Origin of the sequence: Advenella sp. S44, from assembly GCF_002810445.1 — a bacterium.
Lineage (GTDB): Bacteria > Pseudomonadota > Gammaproteobacteria > Burkholderiales > Burkholderiaceae_B > Advenella.
The window spans coordinates 426,886-448,659 of the sequence record NZ_NEXS01000001.1; the positions used below are offsets into that span (position 1 = coordinate 426,886).

The window sequence follows — 21,774 nt, forward strand, 5'->3', positions numbered from 1 at the left end:
TTATAATGTTAATTTATAGTCAATGGGTGTCATGTCATTGAGTGAATCGTGCGGTCTTTCGGTGTTGTAAATCGTTGTCCAGTGTTCCGTGATGTGTTGAACTTGCTTCAACGACGTAAAAAGATATAAATCTAATACCTCTTGGCGGTACGTACGATTGAAGCGCTCAATATAGGCGTTTTGATAGGGGCAACCGGGCTGCGTATAATCAATATAAACGCCATGTTGATGTGCCCACTGAACGAACTCCGCGGAGGTGAACTCGGGGCCATTATCGACACGAACTCTACGTGGGTAGCCGTGCCAAGAGGCCAGCCCATCTAGGTAACGGGTGACACGAGCAGACGGCAAGCCCGTGCCAATATCGATTCCTAGCAACTCGCGATTGCAATCGTCAATCACATTAAATGTACGAAATCGCACGTTATTTTCTAAGCGGTCCGACATAAAATCCATCGACCAACACTGACCCGTACTTTTAGGTACGACGAGTGGTTCGGGTTGGCGAGCAGGCACGCGTTGCTTGCGCTTTGTCTTTATGTTGAGTCGCAATGCATTATAAACACGCTGTACACGCTTATGATTCCAGCGGTAACCTAAAGCGCGTATGCGCTTAAAACACTTGGGGAACCCCCAACGTTGATGTCTTTCAACCAGCGTGTTTAGCACTGTAATTACCTCGCTATCATCACAACGTTTAGGCTGATAGTAAAACGCGGTGCGACTCATCCCCGTAATCATGCAGCTTAAAACAACGCTGATGTCATGCTGTGCCTGTAGCGCTTTTGCCCAGTCTTTACGCGTCGCAACAGGCACTACAGCTTTTTTATGATTTCTTCCTGCAACTGAGACTTCAAACTTAAATCAGCATACATCTGCTTTAAGCGACGATTCTCCTCCTCGAGCTCTTTGAGTCGTTTTACGTCGGAGAGCTCCATGCCGCCATATTTGGCTCGCCATTTATAAAATGTGGAGTTACCTACATGATGCTTGCGGCACAGCTCTTTAATCGGTATCCCAGCTTCCGCTTCTTTCAACATCGCCACAATTTGGCTTTCTGTCATCCGTTTGCTCATCGTAAAAATCCTTTTTTCTTAGTGTAAGAAAAATTCTACGCTTCAGCTGTATTATTTTAGGGGATAGTTACACATTTAGTACAGCATCTAAACAATAAAGGATTAACGTATACGAGGCTTCTTGACGATATCTCGATCTCGTCAAAAACGCAATTGGAGGAAAAGCAAGTTCAAACTCTTATTGGAAAAGTTCGTACTATGCTGAACGAACAGGGGCTAAAGTTACAGAATAAAAAAACCAAGATAACTTCTCGCAAGAACCCGGAAAATTTGATGGAAGTAACTGGACTTTGGCTGAACAGAGGGCGGGCACGTGTACATCGGAATGAGCGACGAATAATTCGTGCTGAATTACATAAATGCGAGAGTATGTCGCGGTTAAGTAAATCCTCACCTGAATATCATGATTTTTATAATAGATTATCAGGACGAGTCGCGAAACTCACCTATCTCGAGCATAAAGAAGCTTTGTCTTATCGATCTCGGTTACGAGAGATTTTGCCAATTTATGAAAAAAATGAGATTCACCGTACTATCCAGTTAGTAACTTCCTTAAAAAAATCTTCTATAAAAGATCGAGGAAAATACGCCTACTATGCGAAATTTCATCAAGTCCGCTATCGCCTTAACATCTTAGGACGGACAGACGGTGGATTAGCAAAAAAATTGGCTACAACATTACAAACTTGTAAGCCTACATCTGACAAAGAGAGGTTGTTCTATCATGACATTATCTGAGGAGACCGTTGGAACTATTAAATGTTATTTCCCGTTAAAAGGTTTTGGCTTTATCGCAAGACAGGCCGGGAAAGATCTGTTCTTTCATTTTCGTGATGTACAAGGCGAAGAATGGGCGTTAGAGGGTGTAAAAGTGAGATTTCGTGTCGAACGGACAGCTAAAGGCTTACAAGCTGTAAATATCTCTAGAAATGCATAGCCTGCTTAAATAGCCATAGAAACAATGAAAGAATTAAATAACATTTAAAATCAAATGGTTATAATGTTTTTGTTGTCCTAAAATTATTTGCATTAATTGTGAGACAAAATCCGGAAATTTTCACTAATTATGAGATTTCAAAAAGAGCCAGTCTCACAATTAATGAAAAAGGCCTTTAAAATCAAGCACACGATTTTCACTAATTGTGAGACTCGACAGGTGTTGTGCGTTCTCATAATTAATGAAAAAGTCTCACAATTAATGAAAATCCATTCTCATAATTAGCGAGAAAAATCTGTAGCTATACAGATTGCCAAACAGGCTCCGATGTTTTATCGGAGCCTGTTTTTATTTGGACAGAGGTTCAGGATGTTAATCCCATATTTGCAATTCTCTTGATTGGTGCATCTAAATCGTGAGACCTCCGTCCACGCTGAGAGTCGTGCCCGTGGTAAACCCTGCGCTTGGCGAACACAGGTAAAGAACCGCCCCAGCAATCTCTTCGGGACGGCCAGTCCGTTTCATGGGCTGCAGTTCATTGAGAAAATTTCGCCCACTTTCTTCGGCTCTTATTTCCTCATTCATGGGCGTGTCAATCACACCCGGACATATCACATTGACCCGGACTCCTTGCGTAGCAAATTCCACTGCCGCCGATTTGCTCAGCCCGATGACGGCAGACTTGCTCGCGTTGTATATCGCCGAGCCAGGAAAGGCGCGAATGCCCAGAAACGATGCGGTATTGACGATGCCACCTCCGCCACTTTTTATGATCGCAGGAATTTCGTGCTTCATGCTAAGCGCGACACCGCGCACGTTGACGGCCAGGATGCGGTCAATGTCCTCAGACGATATTTCGGTAACGGGTGCCGGCGGGAGAAAAATACCCGCATTGTTGAATGCAAAATTCACGCCACCAAACACCTCAACGGTGCGTTCGACAGCGAAGGCAATTTCATTTTCAATTGAAACATCTGCCCGTACAAAGAGACCTTTTCCCCCGGCTTGTTCAATGAGGGCGACTGACTCTTCGCCCTCATTTTTCCTTCGCCCAACAACGACAACATTGGCTCCTTCCTGCGCAAACGCAAGTGCGGTGGTCCGGCCAATGCCTGAGGTACCGCCGGTAACGATAACGACTTTTCCTGCAAATGTTTTCATAGTATTAATTCCTTGTTGGGTTCTCGATCTTCTGGCGCTCGGCGTAGGTCGTACGCGCTGCGTCCATGCGCGGCGAATTCGCGATTACCCACTCAGCAAGTGCCCGCACGGGCACTAGCAGTTCCTGCCCAAGTTGTGTCAACGCGTACTCAACTTGAGGCGGCTTTGCCGGCGTCACCGTACGAGAAACAAAGCCGTTTTCCTCCAGATCCCTCAAGGTGGAAGCTAGCACTTTCTGGCTGATCTCGCCGACCTCACGACGCAGGGCATTGAATCGGTAGGGCCCAGTTCCGAGAATATGCACCACGAGCATCGTCCATTTATCACTGATCCTCGCAATCATTCCGCTGACGTGCTCGCACTGAGCAGTATCTTCGCGGTGATTAGGTTTCTTCAAAGTGCCTCCTTGTTGGATTCGATAACTTATCGTAATGTAGTAACTCGTCGAAACCAGCATAGCATATAGGAGTTATTATGAACGTAAAACCAAGAATTGCAGTCATCATCGGCTCTACCCGCTCGACGCGATTTGCCGATAAGCCGGCGCAATGGATTTTGAAGCAGGCCAAGGCACGCACTGACATTGATGCAGAGTTGGTAGATCTGCGCGGCCATCCGATGCCGTTCTTCGACGAGATATCCTCGAACAGATTCGCGCCAAGTCAGAACCCCGAGGCGGTGCGGTGGCAGGAGACTGTTAGCCAATTTGACGGGTTCATCTTCGTTGTACCGGAATACAATCACTCCTTGCCTGCCGTGCTGAAAAACGCGCTCGACCAAGCTTATCAAGAATGGAATCACAAACCTTTCACAGCTGTCGGCTATGGCGGAGTTGGCGCAGCGCGTTCTATTGAGCATCTGCGACAGATTGGCGTCGAGTTGCAGATGGTGTCGACGGCCACAGCCGTCCATATCGGAGGGAGAGACTTCTATACTGTTTTTCCCTTGGGTCAAGACCGGCCAATCGAGGAAATTGAGGCTAATCTTCTGCCTTCTGCGCACAGTGCGTTTGATGAGCTGGTCTGGTGGGCAGGGGCGACGATAGCTGCCCGAGGGGCTAAAGCATAAGCCCCGCCGGCACTTATCGCCATGGACTGGCCTGGCTTGGCGCAATCGGCAGCAGAAACGGAACAACCGTATGCCGACTGTCTTGAAGCGCTCCTACGTGCTGAATGCAGCCTCGTTGGGCGCGCAGCCAGCACACGATGACACGAATAGCCGGGAAAAGCGACGCTACGCGCCTAAGGTGAAAAAAGCTGCTGCCTGTTGAAGGAGGCGGTGACACAACGCCGGACCATCGTCGCGGCGCCATGTGACAGTTTCGCCGGGCAGCCCGTCCATCTGCAGGACGGGCATGAACCCAGCTTCGTTAATCACTACAACGGCGTTCGGCCCTTTCAGGGATCGCCGGCGACGTTCCCCGATCTGGCGACTGGTCCAGTGCCGTTAGGCGCTTTCTTCGGCAACTCGGCGCATTGCCGTATCTCGGAAGCGGATATTGTGCGGTATGGCGCAAATAATCAATATTGCAGTGACGACGCAGGCCAGCGAAATCACATATAAGCCCATCGATGCGCTGCCAGTCATATCCTTGACCTTGCCGACCATGTAAGGCGCGATTATGCCGCCGATTTGGCCAAGGGAATTGATCATGGCTACGCCGCCGGCTGCGGCGACACCGCTAAGTATGCGGACGGGAAACACCCAGAATATACCGAAAGAGGCAATGATACCCGTCGCGGCAATACTAAGGCCCAGCACCAATATCACAGTGTTGTCCCAATAGATCGCACACAGCACATAGCCCACGGCACCGGCCAGTGCGCAGCCGGCCAGGTGCCAGCGGCGGTCGCCGGTCCGGTCGGAACTTTTACCAATCAGGATCGTTCCGACGATCGCGGCAATGTAGGGTAGTGTCGTAATCAATCCGATGATAAACGGATCGGCCGTCCCTGCTGTTTTGACAAGCTGCGGCATCCAGAAAAGCAGGCCGTAGATTCCCATGCAAAGTCCGAGATAAATCAGAGAGAATAGATAAATGACCGGCCGTTTCAACGCTACGCTTAAAGAGTGCGTGTTGTCGACTTTGGGATCATTGCCAATTTCGGTTGCCAGCATGACTTTCTCCTTGTCGGATAGCCATTTGGCATCTTCGATGCGATCGTTGAATGCGAACAAGACCACCAAGCCCAGGATAACCGAAGGAATCCCTTCGATCAGGAACAGCCATTGCCAGCCGGGCATGCCATAGGCGCCATCCAGCAGCTTAAGAATGGCACCGGAAATCGGTCCACCGATGATGCCGCACAACGCGATGGAGCCGAAAAACATATTATTCATGCGTCCGCGGTAACTGGCGGGAAACCATTGCGTAAAGAAGTAGAGCACGCCTGGAACGAAGCCGGCCTCAAGCACCCCAAGCAGAAAGCGCAGCGCATAGAACGAGGTCTCGTCATAGACGAACATCATGGCGGCCGAGGTGATGCCCCAAGTGATCATGATCCGTGCGATCCAGCGGCGCGCGCCGACTCGTGCCAAAATAACATTGCTTGGGATTTCGAAAAGCAAGTAGCCAATGAAAAACATACTGGCGCCAAGCCCGTATGCAGCTTCGCTCAGGCCGAGCTCCGATTGCATTTGCAGTTTCGCAAAACTGATGTTGACGCGATCCAGATATGCCATGATAAAACAGGCAATTATTAACGGTATGATCCGCCACGCAACTTTGCGCAGCAGAGCTGCCTTTTCCTGTTCCTCCGATCCAAGCGCCGTATCTACCCTCGTGTTCACCATTCTTCGTCTCCTGATTTTAATAATAGGTATCGCCTGCAACGACTGGCGACCCGCGTGGAATGGGTTCGCTTCTTTGAATTACCCCCGCCCCACAAATGGCATTTTGGTAGCCATGACCGTCATAAATTGCACATTGGCTTCAAGCGGGAGGCTGGCCATATGCACAATGGCATTTGCAGCGTGAGCGACATCCATCGTAGGCTCCGGGATGCGCTCGCCGTTTGCCTGCAGTACGCCCCCCTTCATGCCTGCCACCATTTGGGTCTGCGCATTGCCGAAGTCCACCTGGCATACCGCGATTTCGTATTTCCGGCCATCGAGCGCGCAGGCTTTTGTCAAGCCGCTGACCGCGTGCTTGCTGGCGGTATAGTCGGCTGAATGCAGTCTGGGCACATGTGCCGACAACGAACCATTATTGATAATGCGTCCACCTCGTGGCGTTTGCGTACTCATTTGCCGAAATGCCGCTTGTGTGCAAAGAAACGTGCCGGTGACATTCACGTCAAGCATTTGTTTCCAGCGTTCGTATGCCAGTTCTTCGACAGAATTTCCGGCAACGGCGAGTCCGGCATTGTTAAACAACATGTCGAGCCGGCCAAAAGCGTGCTGCGAAGCGGCGAATAGCTGATCGACGGAGGACGGCTGAGTGACGTCCGTCGGTATGGCAATGGTTCGGATGCCGTGGTCCGAAAAAAGAGTATCGCAGTCGCGGATTGTCGCTTCGAGAGTCTCCAGATGACGCCCGGCAAGAGCGACGCGCCATCCGTCCGCCAATAGTGCGCGTACGGTTGCCCTGCCTATACCGCTGCCTGCTCCGGTGACTATGGCGACCTGATTATGGGGAACGCGACTAGCGTCCGGTTTGTCTCTCATTTCTCCCTCTCCTTGTCTATTTTTTATGGCGCGATCGCGCATTGCGCCGATGCCTGTGCTGTGCTCCTATCACAGTGACTCATTGAGCATTGCCATGTAATCGTCCGGGGATGCCTCGCGCGGATTGGTTTTGTGGCTATGGTCGGCGAGCGCGCCCTCGATTACGCGGGAAAACAATGACTCCGAAACCTCAACGCGGGCGAGCCCATCGGGCAAGCCAAGACGATGGGTCATGCTTCTGATTGCCGGCGCGAGTTCATCGGGCGAATCGAGCCCCATGCATTGAATAAGGCGTTCGAGCTTGCGTTCTTGGATGACCGATGGCGCGGAGGCATTAAAACGGAGCACCGCCGGCAGAAATATCGCATTCAATGTTCCGTGGTGCAGCGTCGGATTGATTCCGCCGAGCGAATGGCTCAGGCTGTGTACGCAACCCAGGCCTTTTTGGAACGCCAGGGCGCCCTGCATCGACGCGCTCATCATGTTCAGGCGCGCCTCCCGATCATGGGGTTCGCTGACTGCTCGCTCAATATGGGTCCATGCGCGGCGCAGCCCGTCCAGCGCTATGCCGTCTGCAGGTGGATTAAATAGTGGAGACAGGAATGTCTCAATGCAATGGGCGATGGCATCCATACCCGTGGCTGCCGTCAACAGAGGAGGCAGCTCAAGCGTAAGCTCCGGATCGCAGATAGCGGATTTCGGCAGGACGTGCGGCGACAGGATACCCACCTTGCGCCCATCATCGAGAATCAGAATGGCGCCGCGCCCGACTTCGCTACCTGTACCCGCGGTTGTCGGAATAGCAATTACAGGCGCTGTCGTGGATGTGATTTTTGCAAGCCCCCCTTCGATGACAGCGAATTGTTTAAGGGGCCCTTCATGTGTGGCGCAAACGGCGACACCCTTGGCAAGGTCAATGGAGGAACCGCCCCCGATGGCAATGACTCCATCGCAATCATTTTCGATGTACATTGCAGCAGCTTTGTGTACTGCTCTTTCATTCGGATTGGGTGGCGTTTCGTCGAAAATGACTGCAAGATCCGGCTGTTCTAAGTTGGTCATAACAGCATCAAGTAGTCCAATGGCACGGACGCCTTGGTCAGTCACGACTAACGGGCGTTTAACACCAACGCGGTCGCATTCCGCCTGTAATAAACGGACTGCTCCGAAGTCAAATTGAATGTGGGTGAGATATTGGATGAGTGCCATCTGAATTAATAAAAAGTTATAATTGCAACTGACATCAGGACATGTTTTCCCTCTGTCTCCCGTTTTATGCCTATTATTTACGCTCCCAGTATGGGCAAATTTGAAATAATATCCACTGAAAATTGTGCATATAGGTATAACTATTCGTTAATCCATGACGCCTTCTTTATCTTCCATTGCATCAAGATTGCACGTTAGGCATCTTCGCTTGTTAATTGCAATTTACGAACACGGTTCCCTGTTGGGTGCGGCCAATGAGGTTGCAATTAGCCAACCTGGGGCGAGCAAAGCGCTCCAGGAAATTGAAACTACATTTGGAGCAGCACTATTTAATCGCACCAACCGGGGACTGCAAGCTAACGACTTAGGCTTATGTGTCGTGAAGTATGCTCGTATGATGTACACCGACCTTGGGCACTTACGAAATGAATTGGATGCGATTCAGAAAGGAGAGGGTGGGCGTGTCTCCGTCGGGTGCATCATGGGAGCAATACCCTTACTTACTGATGCCGTTTCGGATCTAATGCAAACCCACCCGGGTATGTCAGTGGAGATTGTTGAGGATACTAGCGCTACGCTTCTGAGCTTAATCGATGCTGGCAGGCTTGATATGGCGATATGTCGCACGACAGTCAGCAAAACACCGGAAATTTATGAAAGTGAGTTGCTTCAGCCAGAAGAGTTGAGAGTGATCGCTAAGCATCAAAGTCCGCTGGCGTACGCTGACCGTTTGACTGTCCAGGATCTGGCTCAATGTAAATGGATTGTGTACCGTGCCAATATGCCGATGCGTCTTTTGCTGGAGCGCGAGTTTTATGATGCTGGAATTCGTTTTCCCACTAATTTGCTCGAAACAACGTCCCCATTTGCGACGTTAACTTTATTGATGAGAAATCCATCGTTTGTTGCTTTAGCGTCGACAGATGTCGCTTCATTTTTCGCCAGCAATAATTTGGTTAGCATCCTACCGTTTCAGTTTACGCTAGCCAGCGAACCGTACGAGTTGGCGTATCGTCGAGGCCCGCTGTTGTCGATCGGAGCAAAGTTAATGAGATCTTGTTTAATGAGTCGTCAATAGACCAATCCCGCGTCGATAAGCGACGAAGATAGTAGCCCTCAATACAAACAACCGACGAGCACCTAACTTTCTAAATTGGTTTTGAGGCGCAGCTGCGGGTGTGCGATTCATACATTGATGTGCTGCACTTGTTGTATCGTAAGCCAGTCATGCATGACTTCATTAATTCGTAACGCAAACTCACCTGGGGACAACAGATTTGGACTCGGTTCGTCAAATTTCTCTCGAGTCAATTTCAAAAATATTCCCTTGATGAGATTCAAGTTTTATTACTATCAAAATGCTCAACAAGAAAGTCAATAAAAAGTCGTGTTCGCATGGCAAGGTTGCGTTGGCTAGGATAGTAAACAAACAGGTCGGCGGTTGGCAGAATAAAATCCGGCAATACCCTTTTGAGCCGCCCGCTGTGTAAATACTTGGCCAGATCCCATTCCGATCGTATTAAAATTCCGTGCCCGTCCAATGCCCAGCCAAGGACAATATCGCCATCATTGCTGGACAACATTCCTTCGACTTTTACCACTTCACTGTGATTTTGATGGACAAATCGCCATATGCCATATGCATCATCATTCTGCCTGTGAATAATGCACCTGTGTTGGGCCAAGTCTGCCAGGCGTGTGGGGGTGCCGTATTGCTCAAGGTACAGCGGAGACGCACAAAGAAAACGTCTGTTGGATAAAATTCGACGGGCATTAAGTCGCCTGTCTGCCAATGCGCCGAAGCGAATCGCCAGATCAAAACCACTTTCGACCAAATCTATTGGCCTGTCGGTAACTTCCAATTGCACTTCAATTTGCGGATTCAATTTGACAAAATCCGATACTAAAGGCGCGATGGTCGTTCTTCCGAATCCCAGCGTCGCATTCACCCTGAGCAGACCCCGAGGCGTACGTCCTGAGGATACCAAGTCTTCCATTTCCCGAATTTGCCCAAGAATTCTCCCGGCATGAAGAACATAAGATTGCCCTTCGCTGGTCAGACTCAAGCTACGGGTTGTCCGATTCACTAAACGGACTCCGAGCCGTTTCTCCAGGGATGCTAATCTTTTTGTAATAGCCGGAGGGGTGACGTTCAAAGCGCGCGCTGTAGCGGCAAGGTTTTCCAGACGAGCAAGCGTCACAACAAATTCGAGATCAGATATCATTAATCGTTAATTAATAGTTAATAATGAATTAATTGTAATTTAATTCATTTGAATGAAAAGCGCATTACCATGAGGGCTCTCGTTACTATCTAAATAGCCACACCTGAGCCACTATGAAAATTGTCGAAATCCGTGAAAAAACATTGCCGATCAGTTCACCCATCCGCAATGCCTATATTGACTTTAGCAAAATGACACTGAGTTTAGTGGCTGTGATTACGGATGTAATACGAGACGGTAAGCCTGTCGTGGGGTACGGATTCAATTCTAACGGGCGCTATGGGCAGGGAACGTTGATGCGCGAGCGCTTTATTCCTCGTTTGATGGAAGCTGATCCGCAGTCGCTGCTCAATGACGAAGGTACGAATTTGGATCCGCACAAAATTTGGTCGACCATGTTCCTCAATGAAAAGCCTGGCGGGCATGGCGAGCGGTCAGTGGCGATTGGGACTATCGACATGGCTGTTTGGGATGCGGTAGCCAAAATAGAAGGTAAACCGCTATTTCAACTTCTTGCCGATAAGTACGGAAATGGAAAACCGGATCCAAAGGTTTTTGTTTATGCAGCAGGTGGTTATTACTACCCTGGTCAGGATCACGAAAAACTCAAAGACGAAATGCGCAGCTACATTGACCGTGGATACACTGTTGTTAAGAAAAAAATTGGCGGAGCGTCTCTGGATGAGGACTTGCGTCGAATCGACTCGATTCTGAGTGTATTGCAGGACGGCCAGAAATTGGCGGTTGACGCCAATGGTCGCTTTGATCTTGATACCGCCATTGCATACGCAAAAGCGCTGTCGCAATACGATCTGTTCTGGTACGAAGAGCCAGGCGACCCGCTAGATTATGAATTACAGGCAGCACTGCGCAATTATTATCCCAATCCAATGGCGACGGGAGAAAATTTATTCTCCATGCAGGATGCCCGCAACCTGATCCGATACGGCGGTATGCGTTCAGACCGCGACTGGCTGCAATTTGACTGCGCCTTAAGCTATGGACTCGTTGAATATCTGCGTACTTTGGACATGCTGCATGAACATGGCTGGTCAGCACAACGATGCATTCCTCACGGCGGACACCAGATGTCTCTGAATATTGCTGCAGGCCTGGGACTGGGGGGCAACGAGTCTTATCCCGACTTGTTCCAACCCTTTGGCGGCTTTCCCGATGGTGTCAAGGTCGAGAATGGCTATATCACGATGCCGGATTTGGTGGGCATCGGCTTTGAGGGTAAGGCTGATTTGTTTGAAGAAATGCACAAGCTTTCCTCTTAACGTTTGTCAACACGGAGCCCTGACATGAAGCTGGATAAAAGTGCTCAAGCATTGATTGATTTGTCCCGCAAGCAAAACAATCCGCCGCCGGATCAGATTTCAGTCGCACAGTTACGGGATCTGTCAAATGCACAACGGGCGCAATTGCAGCCTGATCCGCCACCGTTGCCAAGCGTTGTAGATTCTGTCATTAAAGGGTTTGCGGTCAATATCCCGGCCAGAATTTATAGAGCCCAGACCGCAGTGTCTAACGCGCCAGTGGTCATCTTCTTTCACGGCGGCGGCTTTGTGCTGGGCGATCTGGAAAGCCATGATATTGTTTGCCGTCAAATATGCAAGCAGTCCGGTTGTGTCGTGATCGCTGTCGACTATCGCCGGGCGCCGGAAAGCAAATTCCCGGCTGCGGTAGAGGACGCGATATCTGCCGTACACTGGGTACGCGCACATGCAGCAGAGCTGGAGATTGATGAAAATCGAATTGCGCTCATGGGCGATAGCGCGGGCGCAAACCTCGCAACGGTTGCCGCCATTGATATGAAGCGTACCGGTTTGCCGAAAGTGGCCCTGCAGATATTGCTGTATCCCGTAACGGATCAGTATGGTGATTATGAAAGCAAGCGTCGTTTCCAAACCGGCTATATATTAACAAAAAAGAATATTGATTTTTATGCGACGCAATACTTCACGAGCGCTTCTGAAAAGAAAAACTGGCGAGCTTCCCCCATCTACTACGAAGATCTGTCGGGGTTGCCCGAAGCGTTAGTTATCACAGCCGGCTTCGATCCTCTGGCAGACGAAGGTGAGGCGTATGCATTACGTTTGGTGCAAGCGGGGGTTAAAGTGACGTTGCGCCGATTCACGGGACAGGTTCACGGCTTTGTGACACGGGGGCGGATTATCCCCGAAGCGTTTGAAGCAATCACAGAAGCTGCCGTGTTGTTAAAAGAACGCTTTGGAAATTAGCTACCGGGTGCCATATACATTGCGGGTGCAATAGGCATGCGGTGTCACAGCCCGACGTTGCTGACGCGCTGTGACACCACAGGTATTGACGAGCGCACGGGACTTTTTCTCGTGCCGCCGGGGCATCGCGGGGGCGAGGTTTTTCTGACGTAAAAAATTTGAACCAATAAGATTTTAATCTGGGAGACAAAATATGCTTGGTACGGTAAAACAAAACATTGCCAGGGCGGCAATCACGATTGTGATGATGGGAGCGACTGCGGGTTGGGCGCAAGATAAATACCCAAATAAGACGGTTGAAATTGTCGTGCCATGGACGGCGGGGCAAGCCACTGATATCGCGGCACGCGCGATTGCCAACGAACTGTCGGAGAAACTGGGACAAACTTTCTTTATCTCCAACAAGGCAGGGGCAGGCGGCGCTGTCGGTAGCGCGTATGTGGCACGCGCCAAAAACGACGGCTATACCCTGCTTGCCGGTTCCACCGGTTCAGTCGTCATTAGTCCATTGTTGAACGATACACCTTATGAGGCATCCGATTTTGTGCCGGCCGCCATGATTGCCAAGAGCCCATCGGTTCTTGTAACAGCGGCGGATTTTCCGGCAAAGAATATTAATGAACTGATTAAAGTGCTTAAGGAAAATCCAGGAAAGTATACGTTTGCATCCTCGGGAAACGGCTCGGCCACGCACTTGATGGCGGAAGCATTCAACCTGGGCAATGGGATTGAGGCAGTGCATGTACCCTATAAAGGCAGCTCCACAGCGTTAACTGATGTCCAGTCAGGGCGCGTGACGTATATGTTTGATACCGTTGCATCAATAGCTGGCATATTAAAATCCAACCAAGTTACGGCATATGGCATTTCCTCCAAGGAACGCAGCGCTTCACTTCCAGAAGTACCGCCCATTGCCGAGGTCACCGAACTGAAAGATTTCGATATCGCCTCCTGGATCGGGTTAATGGCGCCGAAAGAGACATCTGCGCAGGATCTTGCCGCAATTGAAAAAGTAGTTCAAGACTATTTACAAACGCCAGAAGCCAAATCCAGATATCAGGGCATGGGGTTGGGCGTCGATCCGATCTCAAACAGTGAGTTTCAGAAAGTGGTTGACGCAGAAGTGACCTTGTATTCAGACTTGTTGAATAAACTTGGGCTGACCAAAGAGCATTCGAAATAGCGGTATTCAATATGGGTTTACCGCTACCCAACAAGTGTTCGCACCATGATAAATCAGCCGGCCGGGGCCGCATGAGGGGACGTCCCGGCGCAAATTCAATATCAGCCTCCGTCAATCAGAAAAGACCGCAGGCCAATCCGAAATGGCATAAGCACCTGACATCGCGGTGCGCCTGCCTATTGCGGTATGGCATATTCCTATTGCCCGCTCTTGCGGGCGCGATGGGCCGCGGCTTTCATTCTGTTTCCACAAGAGGCCATACTGCACCAGCGGCGCCGATGTGACTTGGTCTGGTCGTGAAAGAATAATGTGCAATCATGCGCTTCGCATTGCCGCACAAGCTGCAGATTCTCATGCAGCAACAAATGCACAAGCGCTTGTGCAACAGGTTCAAGCAGGCTGGCTGCATTCACATTGTGCCGATGCCTGACGATCTTGAATTCATTGCTGGTTGCATCCCACGCGAGTTCCTGCGTTGGGCGGCCCGACTCCAATACCTGATTAATGACGACGGGTTCTGCCGGACTTGCTGTTTTGGCGGCAAGAATCACTGTTCGGGCATTGTCCCTGAGTGCGCGCGCCAGCTTGGCCAACCCCGCCGGCGCCCGCCGACAATCATCGGGCAGTATCCCGGCGAGCCTGAGCCATTCCAGCACACTGCTGTCGTCATCGAAGCAATCGCAATGCCGAAGGCCCATGCCATATGTGGTGTTGATAAAGTCCAGCGCAAGATTATTAGCGATAAATAAAGGCGTTCCACTAGCGACAGAGGGCATGATAGACGTAACCGGTAATTTGTATGTTGACAGGATACTCTTATTGCTGATAACCTGCAATCTCAATATTTACAGGTTACTAAGGAGCCAGTTATGATATCCACTAAATCGATGGCAGCCTCGGCCGGTGCGGCTGCGGCGATGCTTACAGGAGACGCGCAGCTCGCTAGTGCCGCTGTCTCGCAAAGCCCACAAGTTCATTATCGTTACGAGCAGGTTGGCAAGGTGAACGTTTTCTATCGCGAAGCCGGCGATCCTGGCGCGCCGGCCGTCCTGCTGCTGCATGGTTTTGCCGCGTCCTCGTACATGTGGCGCGACCTTATTGCAGCACTGGCAGATAGATACCACGTTATCGCGCCGGATTTGCCGGCATTTGGATTTACAGAATCTCCCGAGCGTGGCAAGTATGAATATTCATTCGCCAATATCACGAAAACGATTGAGCAATTCACGGCTCAGCTAAAGCTTGACCGCTATGCCCTGGCGGTGCACGACTATGGCGCTCCCGTAGGATGGCGCCTGGCCTTGGCTCATCCTGACCGTGTGACGGCAATTATTTCGCAGAATGGAAATGCCTATGAAGAGGGTCTGGCCAAGGGCTGGGAACCGATACGCCAGTATTGGCAAGCGCCCACCCAGGAAAACCGGCAGGCCCTGGCTGACTTTCCGACACCGGCGTCAGTCAAATGGCAATATCTTGAAGGGGTCAGCGACGTGAGTGTCGTGGCGCCAGACAGCTATACCCTGGAAGGCGCATTCATCGCCCGGCCGGGCATGGCAGAGATACAACTGGATTTGCTGCTGGACTATGCCTCCAACGTAGAAAAATATCCCGAATTTCAGGCCTATTTCCGTCAGTATCAGCCGCCATTGCTTGCCGTTTGGGGTAAAAACGACCCATTTTTCCTGCCCGCGGGCGCCCAGGCGTGGCAGCGCGACATTGCTGAAGCAGATATTCGTTTTTACGATACCGGTCACTTCGCCCTGGAAACGCACGGCAAAGAAATTATTCCTGTCGTGCGCGAATTTCTGGACAAGAACGTAAAGTGACCGTGCGCTAAGGCATGCGCTTCGCACGCTACGGCTATGCTGGCATGGCCCGCACTACGCTGCGGGCCATTTTATGTCGCAGCCATTTCCCTTCTGAGAAACTTTTTCCAGGCCGTCGTCACCTCCAGTCGACGTTGCACTTGCCGGGCGGGCAAGGCTGGCTGCGCCATATGCATGCCGTTAAAAGTTTACATTTTTTCAAGAAAATATCAGTGACAAGCAAAATTCGTTGATGAGCGTAAACGTAGATGGCCTGAAGTCGACATTACGCGTTTGCTCTGGTGCGAGACTTCATTGATTTGCCGATTACATTTTGTTAAGCCGGTATTCAGCAAAATGTACATTACATTACAAGATTATTACATTTTTGACACACTAATGAAATAAATTTTTCGGTCTATTACACTGAAGATTCTGCTTGGCAAAATACAAATATCGGCATTTCCCTAGTTGCGCATATTTTTTAATCTTGCCTGCGATAAGAGCCGCAGTTGACAGCGACATTTATAGAAGATGAGTAGCATTTTGCAAATAGGTAAGACATTATGTCAGATTTAGACATTTCAAAAATTAATCATGTCGAGATCAAGCAGGACCGAGTAATAAAGGTTTTTGCACACGGCAAAAAAAGTGCGATCCGGTTTAATAGAGAAGTCACTGCATTAAAGCGCCTTGCATACATAGAAGGTATACCGTCACTGTTTTCTTACTCCCCCACGCATCGTTGCATTGCTATAGAGCGCATTCCGGGTACGCCACTATCACTTGCAGATCATATCCCTGATCAGTTCTTTGCTCAGCTTCGTGTATTGATTGAAAATTTGCTGCTTTGTGGCGTTGCCCGCCATTCGTTGCCAGCACGTGACGTGATTGTTCAGCCGGACGGCAGTGTAGGCCTTGTCGATTTTGAGCGCTGTAGCTTCAGGCATTTCGTTGGAGATCCAATGTGGTGGGTTGCCAGCAAGGTTGCTCATTTCAATCTACTTCGCTTGATTGACAGTTATGCGCCTGTACAGCTGACTTATGATGAGCAACATATGCTCTATAGGCAATATAAATGGCAAAATCGATATCGTAATATCAGACAGTGGCTTCAGAGGTGATTACGATGCTGGCTAAGTTCAACGAGCCGGGTGCCACTGCGTGCGTAATCGACCGTTAATTGGGAAAAATAGCCCGTCATCCAGTCAATAGCAGTGGCGTTGGTCGCGTCCGCACCCACGATGGAGCCCGAATTTGAGTCTCTGCTGCTACAATTGCCCCTTCCTTTTTCGCCGTTGTCGCCATCTTGCCGTCAGGTAAGCTGCCCGTTCGGCTTCTCGCCCCGTCATCCTTGATCACATCCCGGTCAGTCTCGGCTGGGGTTTTTGTTCCCGAAAATGAAGACCTGCCCTCAATGATTATTCTCAAGAACGTGACCTTGCGTCGCGGCAGCAAAGTATTGCTCGATAAAACGTCAGTCACACTCAATCCTGCAGAAAAGGTGGGCCTGGTGGGCCGCAACGGTGCGGGCAAGTCTTCATTATTTGCATTGCTCAATGGCACGTTGCACGAAGATGGCGGCGAGTTTTCCATTCCATCGCAATGGCGCATGTCGCAGGTGGCGCAGGATATGCCGGAAACTGAGCAAAGCGCAACGGACTTCGTGGTGGAGGGCGATACCCTCCTGCTGGCCGCTCAAACCGAAGTTGCTGCATCCGAGGCCAGTGATGACGGCATGCGTATGGCGCACGCCTATATGGCCTTGCATGACGCGGGGGCGCATGATGCCGCTTCCCGTGCGCAGGCACTTATCCTGGGCCTTGGCTTTAGCGTGGCCGAACTTGACCGGCCCGTAAACAGTTTTTCAGGCGGCTGGCGCATGCGCCTGCAACTGGCACGAGCGTTGATGTGCCCCTCGGACTTGTTGTTGCTTGATGAGCCAACCAATCACCTGGATCTGGACGCCTTGGTGTGGCTGGAAGCGTGGCTCAAAAACTATGCCGGCACCATGGTTGTGATCAGTCATGATCGTGAATTCCTGGACGCTGTCACCAACGTGACACTGCATATCGACAACGGTACGCTGGTGCGCTACGGTGGCAATTACAGCAAATTCGAAGATATGCGCGCTGAGCAAATGTTGCTGCAACAGGCGGCGCACGCCAAGCAACAGGAAAAGGTTGCGCATCTACAAAAATTTATTGACCGCTTCAAGGCCAAAGCCAGCAAGGCCAAGCAGGCGCAAAGTCGTGTCAAGGCACTTGAGCGCATGGAAAAAATTGCGCCCATGCTGGCCGACGCCGAATTCCAGTTCGAATTTAAGCAGCCGCTTAGCATGCCCAATCCCATGTTGTCGATGACGGACGCCAGCTTTGGCTACCTGCCGTCCGAAGACGCGCCGGCCGATGCCATGCCAACTGTCATCGTGAAGAACATCAACCGCTCAGTACTGGCCGGTCAACGCATTGGCATTCTTGGCGCCAACGGGCAAGGAAAATCAACGCTGGTAAAAACCATTGCTGGCGCCCTGACGCCGATCGCAGGCGATATTATCCCAGGCAAAGGCCTGAATATCGGTTACTTCTCGCAGCAGGAACTGGACGTCTTGCGGCCAGCCGACAGCCCGCTGGAGCACATGATACGTCTGGTGCGCGATACACCCGCCAGCATGCGACCCAGCGCTATGGACTGTCGTGAACAGGGGCTGCGCAATTTCCTGGGCACTTTTAATTTCAGTGGTGATATGGTCAAACAGTCTGTGGGCAGCATGAGCGGCGGTGAAAAAGCGCGGCTGGTATTGTGCATGATTGTCTGGCAGCGCCCCAATTTCCTGCTGCTGGATGAGCCGACCAATCACCTGGATCTGGCCACACGCGAGGCCCTGAGCGTTGCATTAAACGAGTTTGAAGGCTCGGCAATGCTGGTCAGCCACGACCGTGCATTGCTGCGGTCAGTCTGCGATGAATTTTGGCTGGTCTCGCGTGGCGGCATGACAGACTTTGACGGCGACCTGGATGATTACCAGATCTATCTGCTGGAAGAGGCCAAGCGTCAGCGCGAAACGGCAAGCTCGCGCAATGCAAAGTGATAGTTCGTCAAACTGTGCCGGTCGGGGCGGTATAAAGAGCGAAACCCAGGCCTGTAGCGAGATGATCACGACTCTGCAGCTATCGTGCTGCGGCGGCAAATGACGAACCCGCCTCTCATGGGTCAACATGACGGCCGTGATAGTGATAAATGTGATCTCCAGCCTGGTAGTCATTTAGAATCCGTTTATTAATCCCGGTCCGGAACGTACATACCTGCTTTCCGGACACTAACTGCTCAAGACTGGGCGTCACCAACCACGGGCGCGTTGAACGCGCTTGCTGCTTGTCTCGCAAAACAGAATAACGCCAATAAATGTGCACGCAACCATGCCGTATATCAGTACTGTGCATGCCTGAACCGATGCGAGAATCAGCGCGGCCGTTGCCTCTCGATTCTGCAACTGCATCCAGTGTTTTCTACCGCACAGCCCGATGACCCAACTTTAATAAATCCGAAGATGCGGCTTCATGCCGCGTCTTCCATTCCTTCTCGAGCTTGACAATTCATTTTATACAACTATAGAATAGAACGCATGTTTCGTCAGGCATAACAACGTAAAGCTGCGCGGCAGCGAAGGTTTTCGCCTTGGCTAATAAATAAAACAGGAGACCCTTATGCATTTCAAGCATGTTATTGCGGCCATAACCGCAATTTTCACTTTGACTGTGGCACCCTTGGCTCGCGCTGCAGATTATCCGAAGCAGCCGGTACGGCTGGTCGTGGGCTTCAGTCCAGGTAGCACCATCGACCTCGTTTCAAGAATCATTGCCGAAGGTTTGTCCCGCAAGCTGAATGCAAATTTCGTCGTGGAAAACAAGACCGGTGCAAATGGAATACTCGCGGCGACGGCTGTGGCTCAGGCGAAGCCGGACGGATACACTTTGTTAGTGAGCAACTCCAGTTCTATCACCGTCAATCCAATACTGTACAAAAAGCTTGGCTATCAGCCATTAGAAGACTTAGCGCCTATCAGTACGGTCCTGTCCGTGCCATTTGTACTTGCAATCAATCCTCAGAATCCTCGCACCAAGAATATCAATAGTGTGAAAGACCTCGTCAATAAAGCCAAGGCTGAGCCCGACAAGGTCACCTATGGCTCTGCTGGAAATGGCAACCTGATGCATCTGGCTGGTGCACAACTGGCCACCATGTCTTCCACGCAAATGGTGCATATACCGTATCGAGGTGCTGCGCCCATGGAAACCGCGCTGCTTAGTCAGGAGATTGATTTTGGGTTCGATACATTAAGTGGCGTTCATCTTATGAAATCGGGGAAACTCAAGCCCCTTGCCGTATCAACCAAGGAGCGTTGGCGGGATCTGCCAGATGTACCGGCAGTGGCAGAAACAGGTTTTCCCGACTTTGACATTTCCTTCTGGGTGGGTACGTTCGCGCCGGCAGGAACACCGCCGGAAATAATCGAGCTTCTCAATCGCGAGATTGCCGCCGTCGTTCAGGATCCGGAAATCAAAAACCGTCTTATGCCTCAAGGAAATATTCTGACTCAATCGTCAGAGGAGTTCATCAGCAAAATCAAGACGGAGCTGGGAACAAACAGTGAGTTGATTATGCGCGCAAATATTAAAGTTGAAGAATAAAAGCCTCATACGGGCGAGTGGAGTTGTATATGGTTTGGGATAAAGAGTTGGATGAACTGGCGCTCAGAACAAGACTGTCAGAGCAAATGGGAGGCGAAGATAAGGTCGCCCGGCATAGAGCCAACGGCAGGCTGCCAGTCAGAGATCGAATTGGCAAACTGGTTGATGCCGGATCATTTTATGAGGTCGGAGACTTGGCCGGAACAGGGCGATACGACTCACATGGTCGTTTAATTGACTTTGTACCATCAAATTTTATAACTGGCAGAGCGCGTATCGATTCCCGACCCGTGGTGTTGGCCGCTGATGATTTCACCGTGCGCGGCGGAGCAAACGACGGATCGGTCGGTGACAAGCTTATGGCGTCCGAGAGTATGGCGCGGGATCTTCAGTTACCTCTGATTCGCCTGGTGGACGGTACAGGGGGCGGCGGTTCGGTAAAAAATATTGAAGTCAAAGGCCATGCCTTGCTGCCGAAGCTGCGCATGTGGCCAGCTATGACGCAAAATCTGGCGACCGTACCCGTTGTTTCGATGGCTCTGGGTTCGGTAGCCGGGTTAGGCGCCGCAAGGGTAACAACAAGCCATTATTCGATTATGGTGAAAAATACCTCACAAATGTTCATTGCTGGTCCGCCCGTTGTAGCCAGAATCGGGCAGAAACTCGAAAAAAACGAATTGGGCGGTAGTGCCATCCACACTCGTAATGGCGTCTGTGATGATGAAGTGAACAGCGAAGAGGAGGCGTTTGAACGGACACGCCGTTTTCTTTCCTATATGCCCCGCTCGGTATTTGAGCTGCCACCTCGCACCGAAGAAAAACCGCCTGCATCTGAGCAATTCGAGTGGCTACGTACCGTGGTCCCTCAAGATAATCGTTCCGTGTACAAAATGCGGCCTATCGTAAATGCTTTGGTAGATGAAGGGTCGTTCATGGAAATCGGGGCGCGCTGGGGACGTCCGTTAATCACTGGATTAGCGCGGATTAAAGGGTTGCCTGTAGTGATAATCGCCAGCGACCCTTATTACTATGGCGGCGCCTGGGACAAACAAGCCTCTGAAAAATTTGTGCGCATGCTTGATCTGGCCGAATTATTTCATTTCCCCGTTGTCAATTTCGTTGATGTGCCCGGTTTTCAGATCGGGCTAGCTGCCGAGAAAGAAGGTGCCATGCGCTATGGGGTACGTGCGCTAACGGCGGTTGCACAATCCACTGTACCGTGGTGTACCTTTATCGTGCGTAAAGCGTTCGGCGTTGCAGCCGGTGGCCATCAGAGCGACGGACGTTTCAATTTCCGATATGCCTGGCCTTCCGCGCAATGGGGTTCGCTGCCTGTCGAAGGTGGATTAGAGGTCGCTTACAAAAGCGAATTGGAGGCCGCCGAGAAGCCGGAAGAAAAGTTGATTGAAATAGAAGAGCGTGTGCGTGCACTCACTTCCCCGTTCAGAAGTGCAGAGGCATTTGTTATTGAGAACGTGATTGATCCCGTTAGCACCCGCGCATTGCTGGAAGAGTTTGTGGATGTCGTGGCGCCAATATTGAAGCCCGGTCCCCGATCGTTTAGCTATCGTCCTTGAG

General features: G+C 50.8%; 20 protein-coding genes. 12 read left to right on the forward strand and 8 right to left on the reverse strand.

Annotated features, from left to right (window positions below; all coding sequences use genetic code 11):
* Window positions 1-1,076 (reverse strand): IS3 family transposase gene (locus CAP48_RS02010; protein WP_369806312.1). Its coding sequence is split into 2 segments (ribosomal slippage): window positions 1-821 and window positions 821-1,076, totalling 1,077 coding nucleotides; the frame shifts between segments, so codons are not numbered across the junction.
* Between the two features lie 63 nt (window positions 1,077-1,139).
* On the opposite strand from CAP48_RS02010, the gene CAP48_RS20005 reads away from it, so the two are divergent.
* Together CAP48_RS20005 and CAP48_RS02015 are read left to right on the forward strand one after the other, a co-directional pair.
* On the forward strand, window positions 1,140-1,814 hold the full coding sequence (locus tag CAP48_RS20005) for a reverse transcriptase domain-containing protein (protein WP_153045643.1): 675 nt from the start codon (window positions 1,140-1,142) through the stop codon (window positions 1,812-1,814).
* Window positions 1,801-2,013 carry a cold shock domain-containing protein gene (locus CAP48_RS02015; RefSeq protein WP_100694330.1) on the forward strand — a complete coding sequence of 71 codons (213 nt, stop codon included), beginning with the start codon at window positions 1,801-1,803 and terminating at the stop codon, window positions 2,011-2,013. Before CAP48_RS20005 ends, CAP48_RS02015 begins: the two co-directional genes overlap by 14 nt.
* Window positions 2,014-2,421: 408 nt before the next feature.
* Here CAP48_RS02015 and CAP48_RS02020 read toward each other — a convergent pair whose 3' ends face one another.
* Window positions 2,422-3,174 (reverse strand): glucose 1-dehydrogenase, encoded by a 753-nt coding sequence (locus tag CAP48_RS02020; RefSeq protein ID WP_100694331.1) that lies wholly within the window; start codon window positions 3,172-3,174, stop codon window positions 2,422-2,424.
* 4 nt (window positions 3,175-3,178) lie between these two features.
* Complete coding sequence (locus CAP48_RS02025) at window positions 3,179-3,571, reverse strand: helix-turn-helix domain-containing protein (protein WP_197707223.1); 393 nt, start codon at window positions 3,569-3,571, stop codon at window positions 3,179-3,181.
* 77 nt (window positions 3,572-3,648) lie between these two features.
* Here CAP48_RS02025 and CAP48_RS02030 point away from each other — a divergent pair, with 77 nt between their 5' ends.
* Window positions 3,649-4,242 carry an NADPH-dependent FMN reductase gene (locus CAP48_RS02030; RefSeq protein WP_100694333.1) on the forward strand — a complete coding sequence of 198 codons (594 nt, stop codon included), beginning with the start codon at window positions 3,649-3,651 and terminating at the stop codon, window positions 4,240-4,242.
* A gap of 378 nt (window positions 4,243-4,620) precedes the next feature.
* Here the strand turns inward: CAP48_RS02030 and CAP48_RS02035 are convergent, their stop codons facing one another.
* The 3 genes from CAP48_RS02035 to CAP48_RS02045 form a co-directional block, all read right to left on the reverse strand.
* Window positions 4,621-5,967 (reverse strand): MFS transporter, encoded by a 1,347-nt coding sequence (locus CAP48_RS02035; RefSeq protein ID WP_100694334.1) that lies wholly within the window; start codon window positions 5,965-5,967, stop codon window positions 4,621-4,623.
* 78 nt (window positions 5,968-6,045) lie between these two features.
* On the reverse strand, window positions 6,046-6,840 hold the full coding sequence (locus CAP48_RS02040; protein ID WP_100694335.1) for an SDR family oxidoreductase: 795 nt from the start codon (window positions 6,838-6,840) through the stop codon (window positions 6,046-6,048).
* 69 nt (window positions 6,841-6,909) lie between these two features.
* A complete protein-coding gene (locus CAP48_RS02045) occupies window positions 6,910-8,049 on the reverse strand; it encodes an iron-containing alcohol dehydrogenase (protein ID WP_100694336.1) in 1,140 nt (379 codons plus the stop codon).
* A gap of 154 nt (window positions 8,050-8,203) precedes the next feature.
* On the opposite strand from CAP48_RS02045, the gene CAP48_RS02050 reads away from it, so the two are divergent.
* Window positions 8,204-9,127, forward strand: coding sequence for a LysR family transcriptional regulator (locus CAP48_RS02050; RefSeq protein ID WP_100694337.1), 924 nt, complete (start codon window positions 8,204-8,206; stop codon window positions 9,125-9,127).
* A 259-nt stretch (window positions 9,128-9,386) separates the two neighbouring features.
* Here the strand turns inward: CAP48_RS02050 and CAP48_RS02055 are convergent, their stop codons facing one another.
* On the reverse strand, window positions 9,387-10,274 hold the full coding sequence (locus CAP48_RS02055) for a LysR family transcriptional regulator (RefSeq protein ID WP_100694338.1): 888 nt from the start codon (window positions 10,272-10,274) through the stop codon (window positions 9,387-9,389).
* 113 nt (window positions 10,275-10,387) lie between these two features.
* On the opposite strand from CAP48_RS02055, the gene CAP48_RS02060 reads away from it, so the two are divergent.
* The 3 genes from CAP48_RS02060 to CAP48_RS02070 all read left to right on the forward strand — a co-directional run bounded on the left by CAP48_RS02060 (window position 10,388) and on the right by CAP48_RS02070 (window position 13,700).
* Window positions 10,388-11,554 carry a mandelate racemase/muconate lactonizing enzyme family protein gene (locus tag CAP48_RS02060; RefSeq protein ID WP_100694339.1) on the forward strand — a complete coding sequence of 389 codons (1,167 nt, stop codon included), beginning with the start codon at window positions 10,388-10,390 and terminating at the stop codon, window positions 11,552-11,554.
* Between the two features lie 24 nt (window positions 11,555-11,578).
* Window positions 11,579-12,517 carry an alpha/beta hydrolase gene (locus CAP48_RS02065; RefSeq protein ID WP_100694340.1) on the forward strand — a complete coding sequence of 313 codons (939 nt, stop codon included), beginning with the start codon at window positions 11,579-11,581 and terminating at the stop codon, window positions 12,515-12,517.
* A 193-nt stretch (window positions 12,518-12,710) separates the two neighbouring features.
* Window positions 12,711-13,700, forward strand: coding sequence for a tripartite tricarboxylate transporter substrate binding protein (locus tag CAP48_RS02070; protein WP_100694341.1), 990 nt, complete (start codon window positions 12,711-12,713; stop codon window positions 13,698-13,700).
* A gap of 197 nt (window positions 13,701-13,897) precedes the next feature.
* Here the strand turns inward: CAP48_RS02070 and CAP48_RS02075 are convergent, their stop codons facing one another.
* Window positions 13,898-14,476, reverse strand: a complete 579-nt coding sequence (locus CAP48_RS02075; RefSeq protein ID WP_100694342.1) for a CGNR zinc finger domain-containing protein — start codon at window positions 14,474-14,476, stop codon at window positions 13,898-13,900.
* Window positions 14,477-14,617: 141 nt separating this feature from the next.
* On the opposite strand from CAP48_RS02075, the gene CAP48_RS02080 reads away from it, so the two are divergent.
* The 5 genes from CAP48_RS02080 to CAP48_RS02105 all read left to right on the forward strand — a co-directional run bounded on the left by CAP48_RS02080 (window position 14,618) and on the right by CAP48_RS02105 (window position 21,773).
* A complete protein-coding gene (locus CAP48_RS02080) occupies window positions 14,618-15,526 on the forward strand; it encodes an alpha/beta fold hydrolase (RefSeq protein WP_242444315.1) in 909 nt (302 codons plus the stop codon).
* A gap of 545 nt (window positions 15,527-16,071) precedes the next feature.
* A complete protein-coding gene (locus tag CAP48_RS20010; protein ID WP_153045644.1) occupies window positions 16,072-16,629 on the forward strand; it encodes a hypothetical protein in 558 nt (185 codons plus the stop codon).
* Between the two features lie 293 nt (window positions 16,630-16,922).
* Window positions 16,923-18,596: an ABC-F family ATP-binding cassette domain-containing protein gene (locus tag CAP48_RS02095; protein ID WP_100694346.1), complete on the forward strand. Its 1,674-nt coding sequence runs from the start codon at window positions 16,923-16,925 to the stop codon at window positions 18,594-18,596.
* Between the two features lie 616 nt (window positions 18,597-19,212).
* Window positions 19,213-20,196, forward strand: coding sequence for a tripartite tricarboxylate transporter substrate binding protein (locus tag CAP48_RS02100; RefSeq protein ID WP_100694347.1), 984 nt, complete (start codon window positions 19,213-19,215; stop codon window positions 20,194-20,196).
* A gap of 29 nt (window positions 20,197-20,225) precedes the next feature.
* Window positions 20,226-21,773 carry an acyl-CoA carboxylase subunit beta gene (locus tag CAP48_RS02105; RefSeq protein ID WP_100694348.1) on the forward strand — a complete coding sequence of 516 codons (1,548 nt, stop codon included), beginning with the start codon at window positions 20,226-20,228 and terminating at the stop codon, window positions 21,771-21,773.
* The last annotated feature ends 1 nt before the right edge of the window (window position 21,774 follow it).

What these genes read in the sequence shown, in the direction of transcription:
- CAP48_RS02045 (WP_100694336.1), bottom strand. Translation starts at nt 8,049, where the DNA reads ATGGCACTCATCCAATATCTCACCCACATTCAATTTGACTTCGGAGCA.
- CAP48_RS02075 (WP_100694342.1), bottom strand. Translation starts at nt 14,476, where the DNA reads ATGCCCTCTGTCGCTAGTGGAACGCCTTTATTTATCGCTAATAATCTT.
- CAP48_RS20010 (WP_153045644.1), top strand. Translation starts at nt 16,072, where the DNA reads ATGTCAGATTTAGACATTTCAAAAATTAATCATGTCGAGATCAAGCAG.
- CAP48_RS02095 (WP_100694346.1), top strand. Translation starts at nt 16,923, where the DNA reads ATGATTATTCTCAAGAACGTGACCTTGCGTCGCGGCAGCAAAGTATTG.
- CAP48_RS02030 (WP_100694333.1), top strand. Translation starts at nt 3,649, where the DNA reads ATGAACGTAAAACCAAGAATTGCAGTCATCATCGGCTCTACCCGCTCG.
- CAP48_RS02055 (WP_100694338.1), bottom strand. Translation starts at nt 10,274, where the DNA reads ATGATATCTGATCTCGAATTTGTTGTGACGCTTGCTCGTCTGGAAAAC.
- CAP48_RS02040 (WP_100694335.1), bottom strand. Translation starts at nt 6,840, where the DNA reads ATGAGAGACAAACCGGACGCTAGTCGCGTTCCCCATAATCAGGTCGCC.
- CAP48_RS02015 (WP_100694330.1), top strand. Translation starts at nt 1,801, where the DNA reads ATGACATTATCTGAGGAGACCGTTGGAACTATTAAATGTTATTTCCCG.
- CAP48_RS02035 (WP_100694334.1), bottom strand. Translation starts at nt 5,967, where the DNA reads ATGGTGAACACGAGGGTAGATACGGCGCTTGGATCGGAGGAACAGGAA.
- CAP48_RS02105 (WP_100694348.1), top strand. Translation starts at nt 20,226, where the DNA reads ATGGTTTGGGATAAAGAGTTGGATGAACTGGCGCTCAGAACAAGACTG.
- CAP48_RS02070 (WP_100694341.1), top strand. Translation starts at nt 12,711, where the DNA reads ATGCTTGGTACGGTAAAACAAAACATTGCCAGGGCGGCAATCACGATT.
- CAP48_RS02060 (WP_100694339.1), top strand. Translation starts at nt 10,388, where the DNA reads ATGAAAATTGTCGAAATCCGTGAAAAAACATTGCCGATCAGTTCACCC.
- CAP48_RS02080 (WP_242444315.1), top strand. Translation starts at nt 14,618, where the DNA reads ATGCTTACAGGAGACGCGCAGCTCGCTAGTGCCGCTGTCTCGCAAAGC.
- CAP48_RS02020 (WP_100694331.1), bottom strand. Translation starts at nt 3,174, where the DNA reads ATGAAAACATTTGCAGGAAAAGTCGTTATCGTTACCGGCGGTACCTCA.
- CAP48_RS02050 (WP_100694337.1), top strand. Translation starts at nt 8,204, where the DNA reads ATGACGCCTTCTTTATCTTCCATTGCATCAAGATTGCACGTTAGGCAT.
- CAP48_RS02065 (WP_100694340.1), top strand. Translation starts at nt 11,579, where the DNA reads ATGAAGCTGGATAAAAGTGCTCAAGCATTGATTGATTTGTCCCGCAAG.
- CAP48_RS02100 (WP_100694347.1), top strand. Translation starts at nt 19,213, where the DNA reads ATGCATTTCAAGCATGTTATTGCGGCCATAACCGCAATTTTCACTTTG.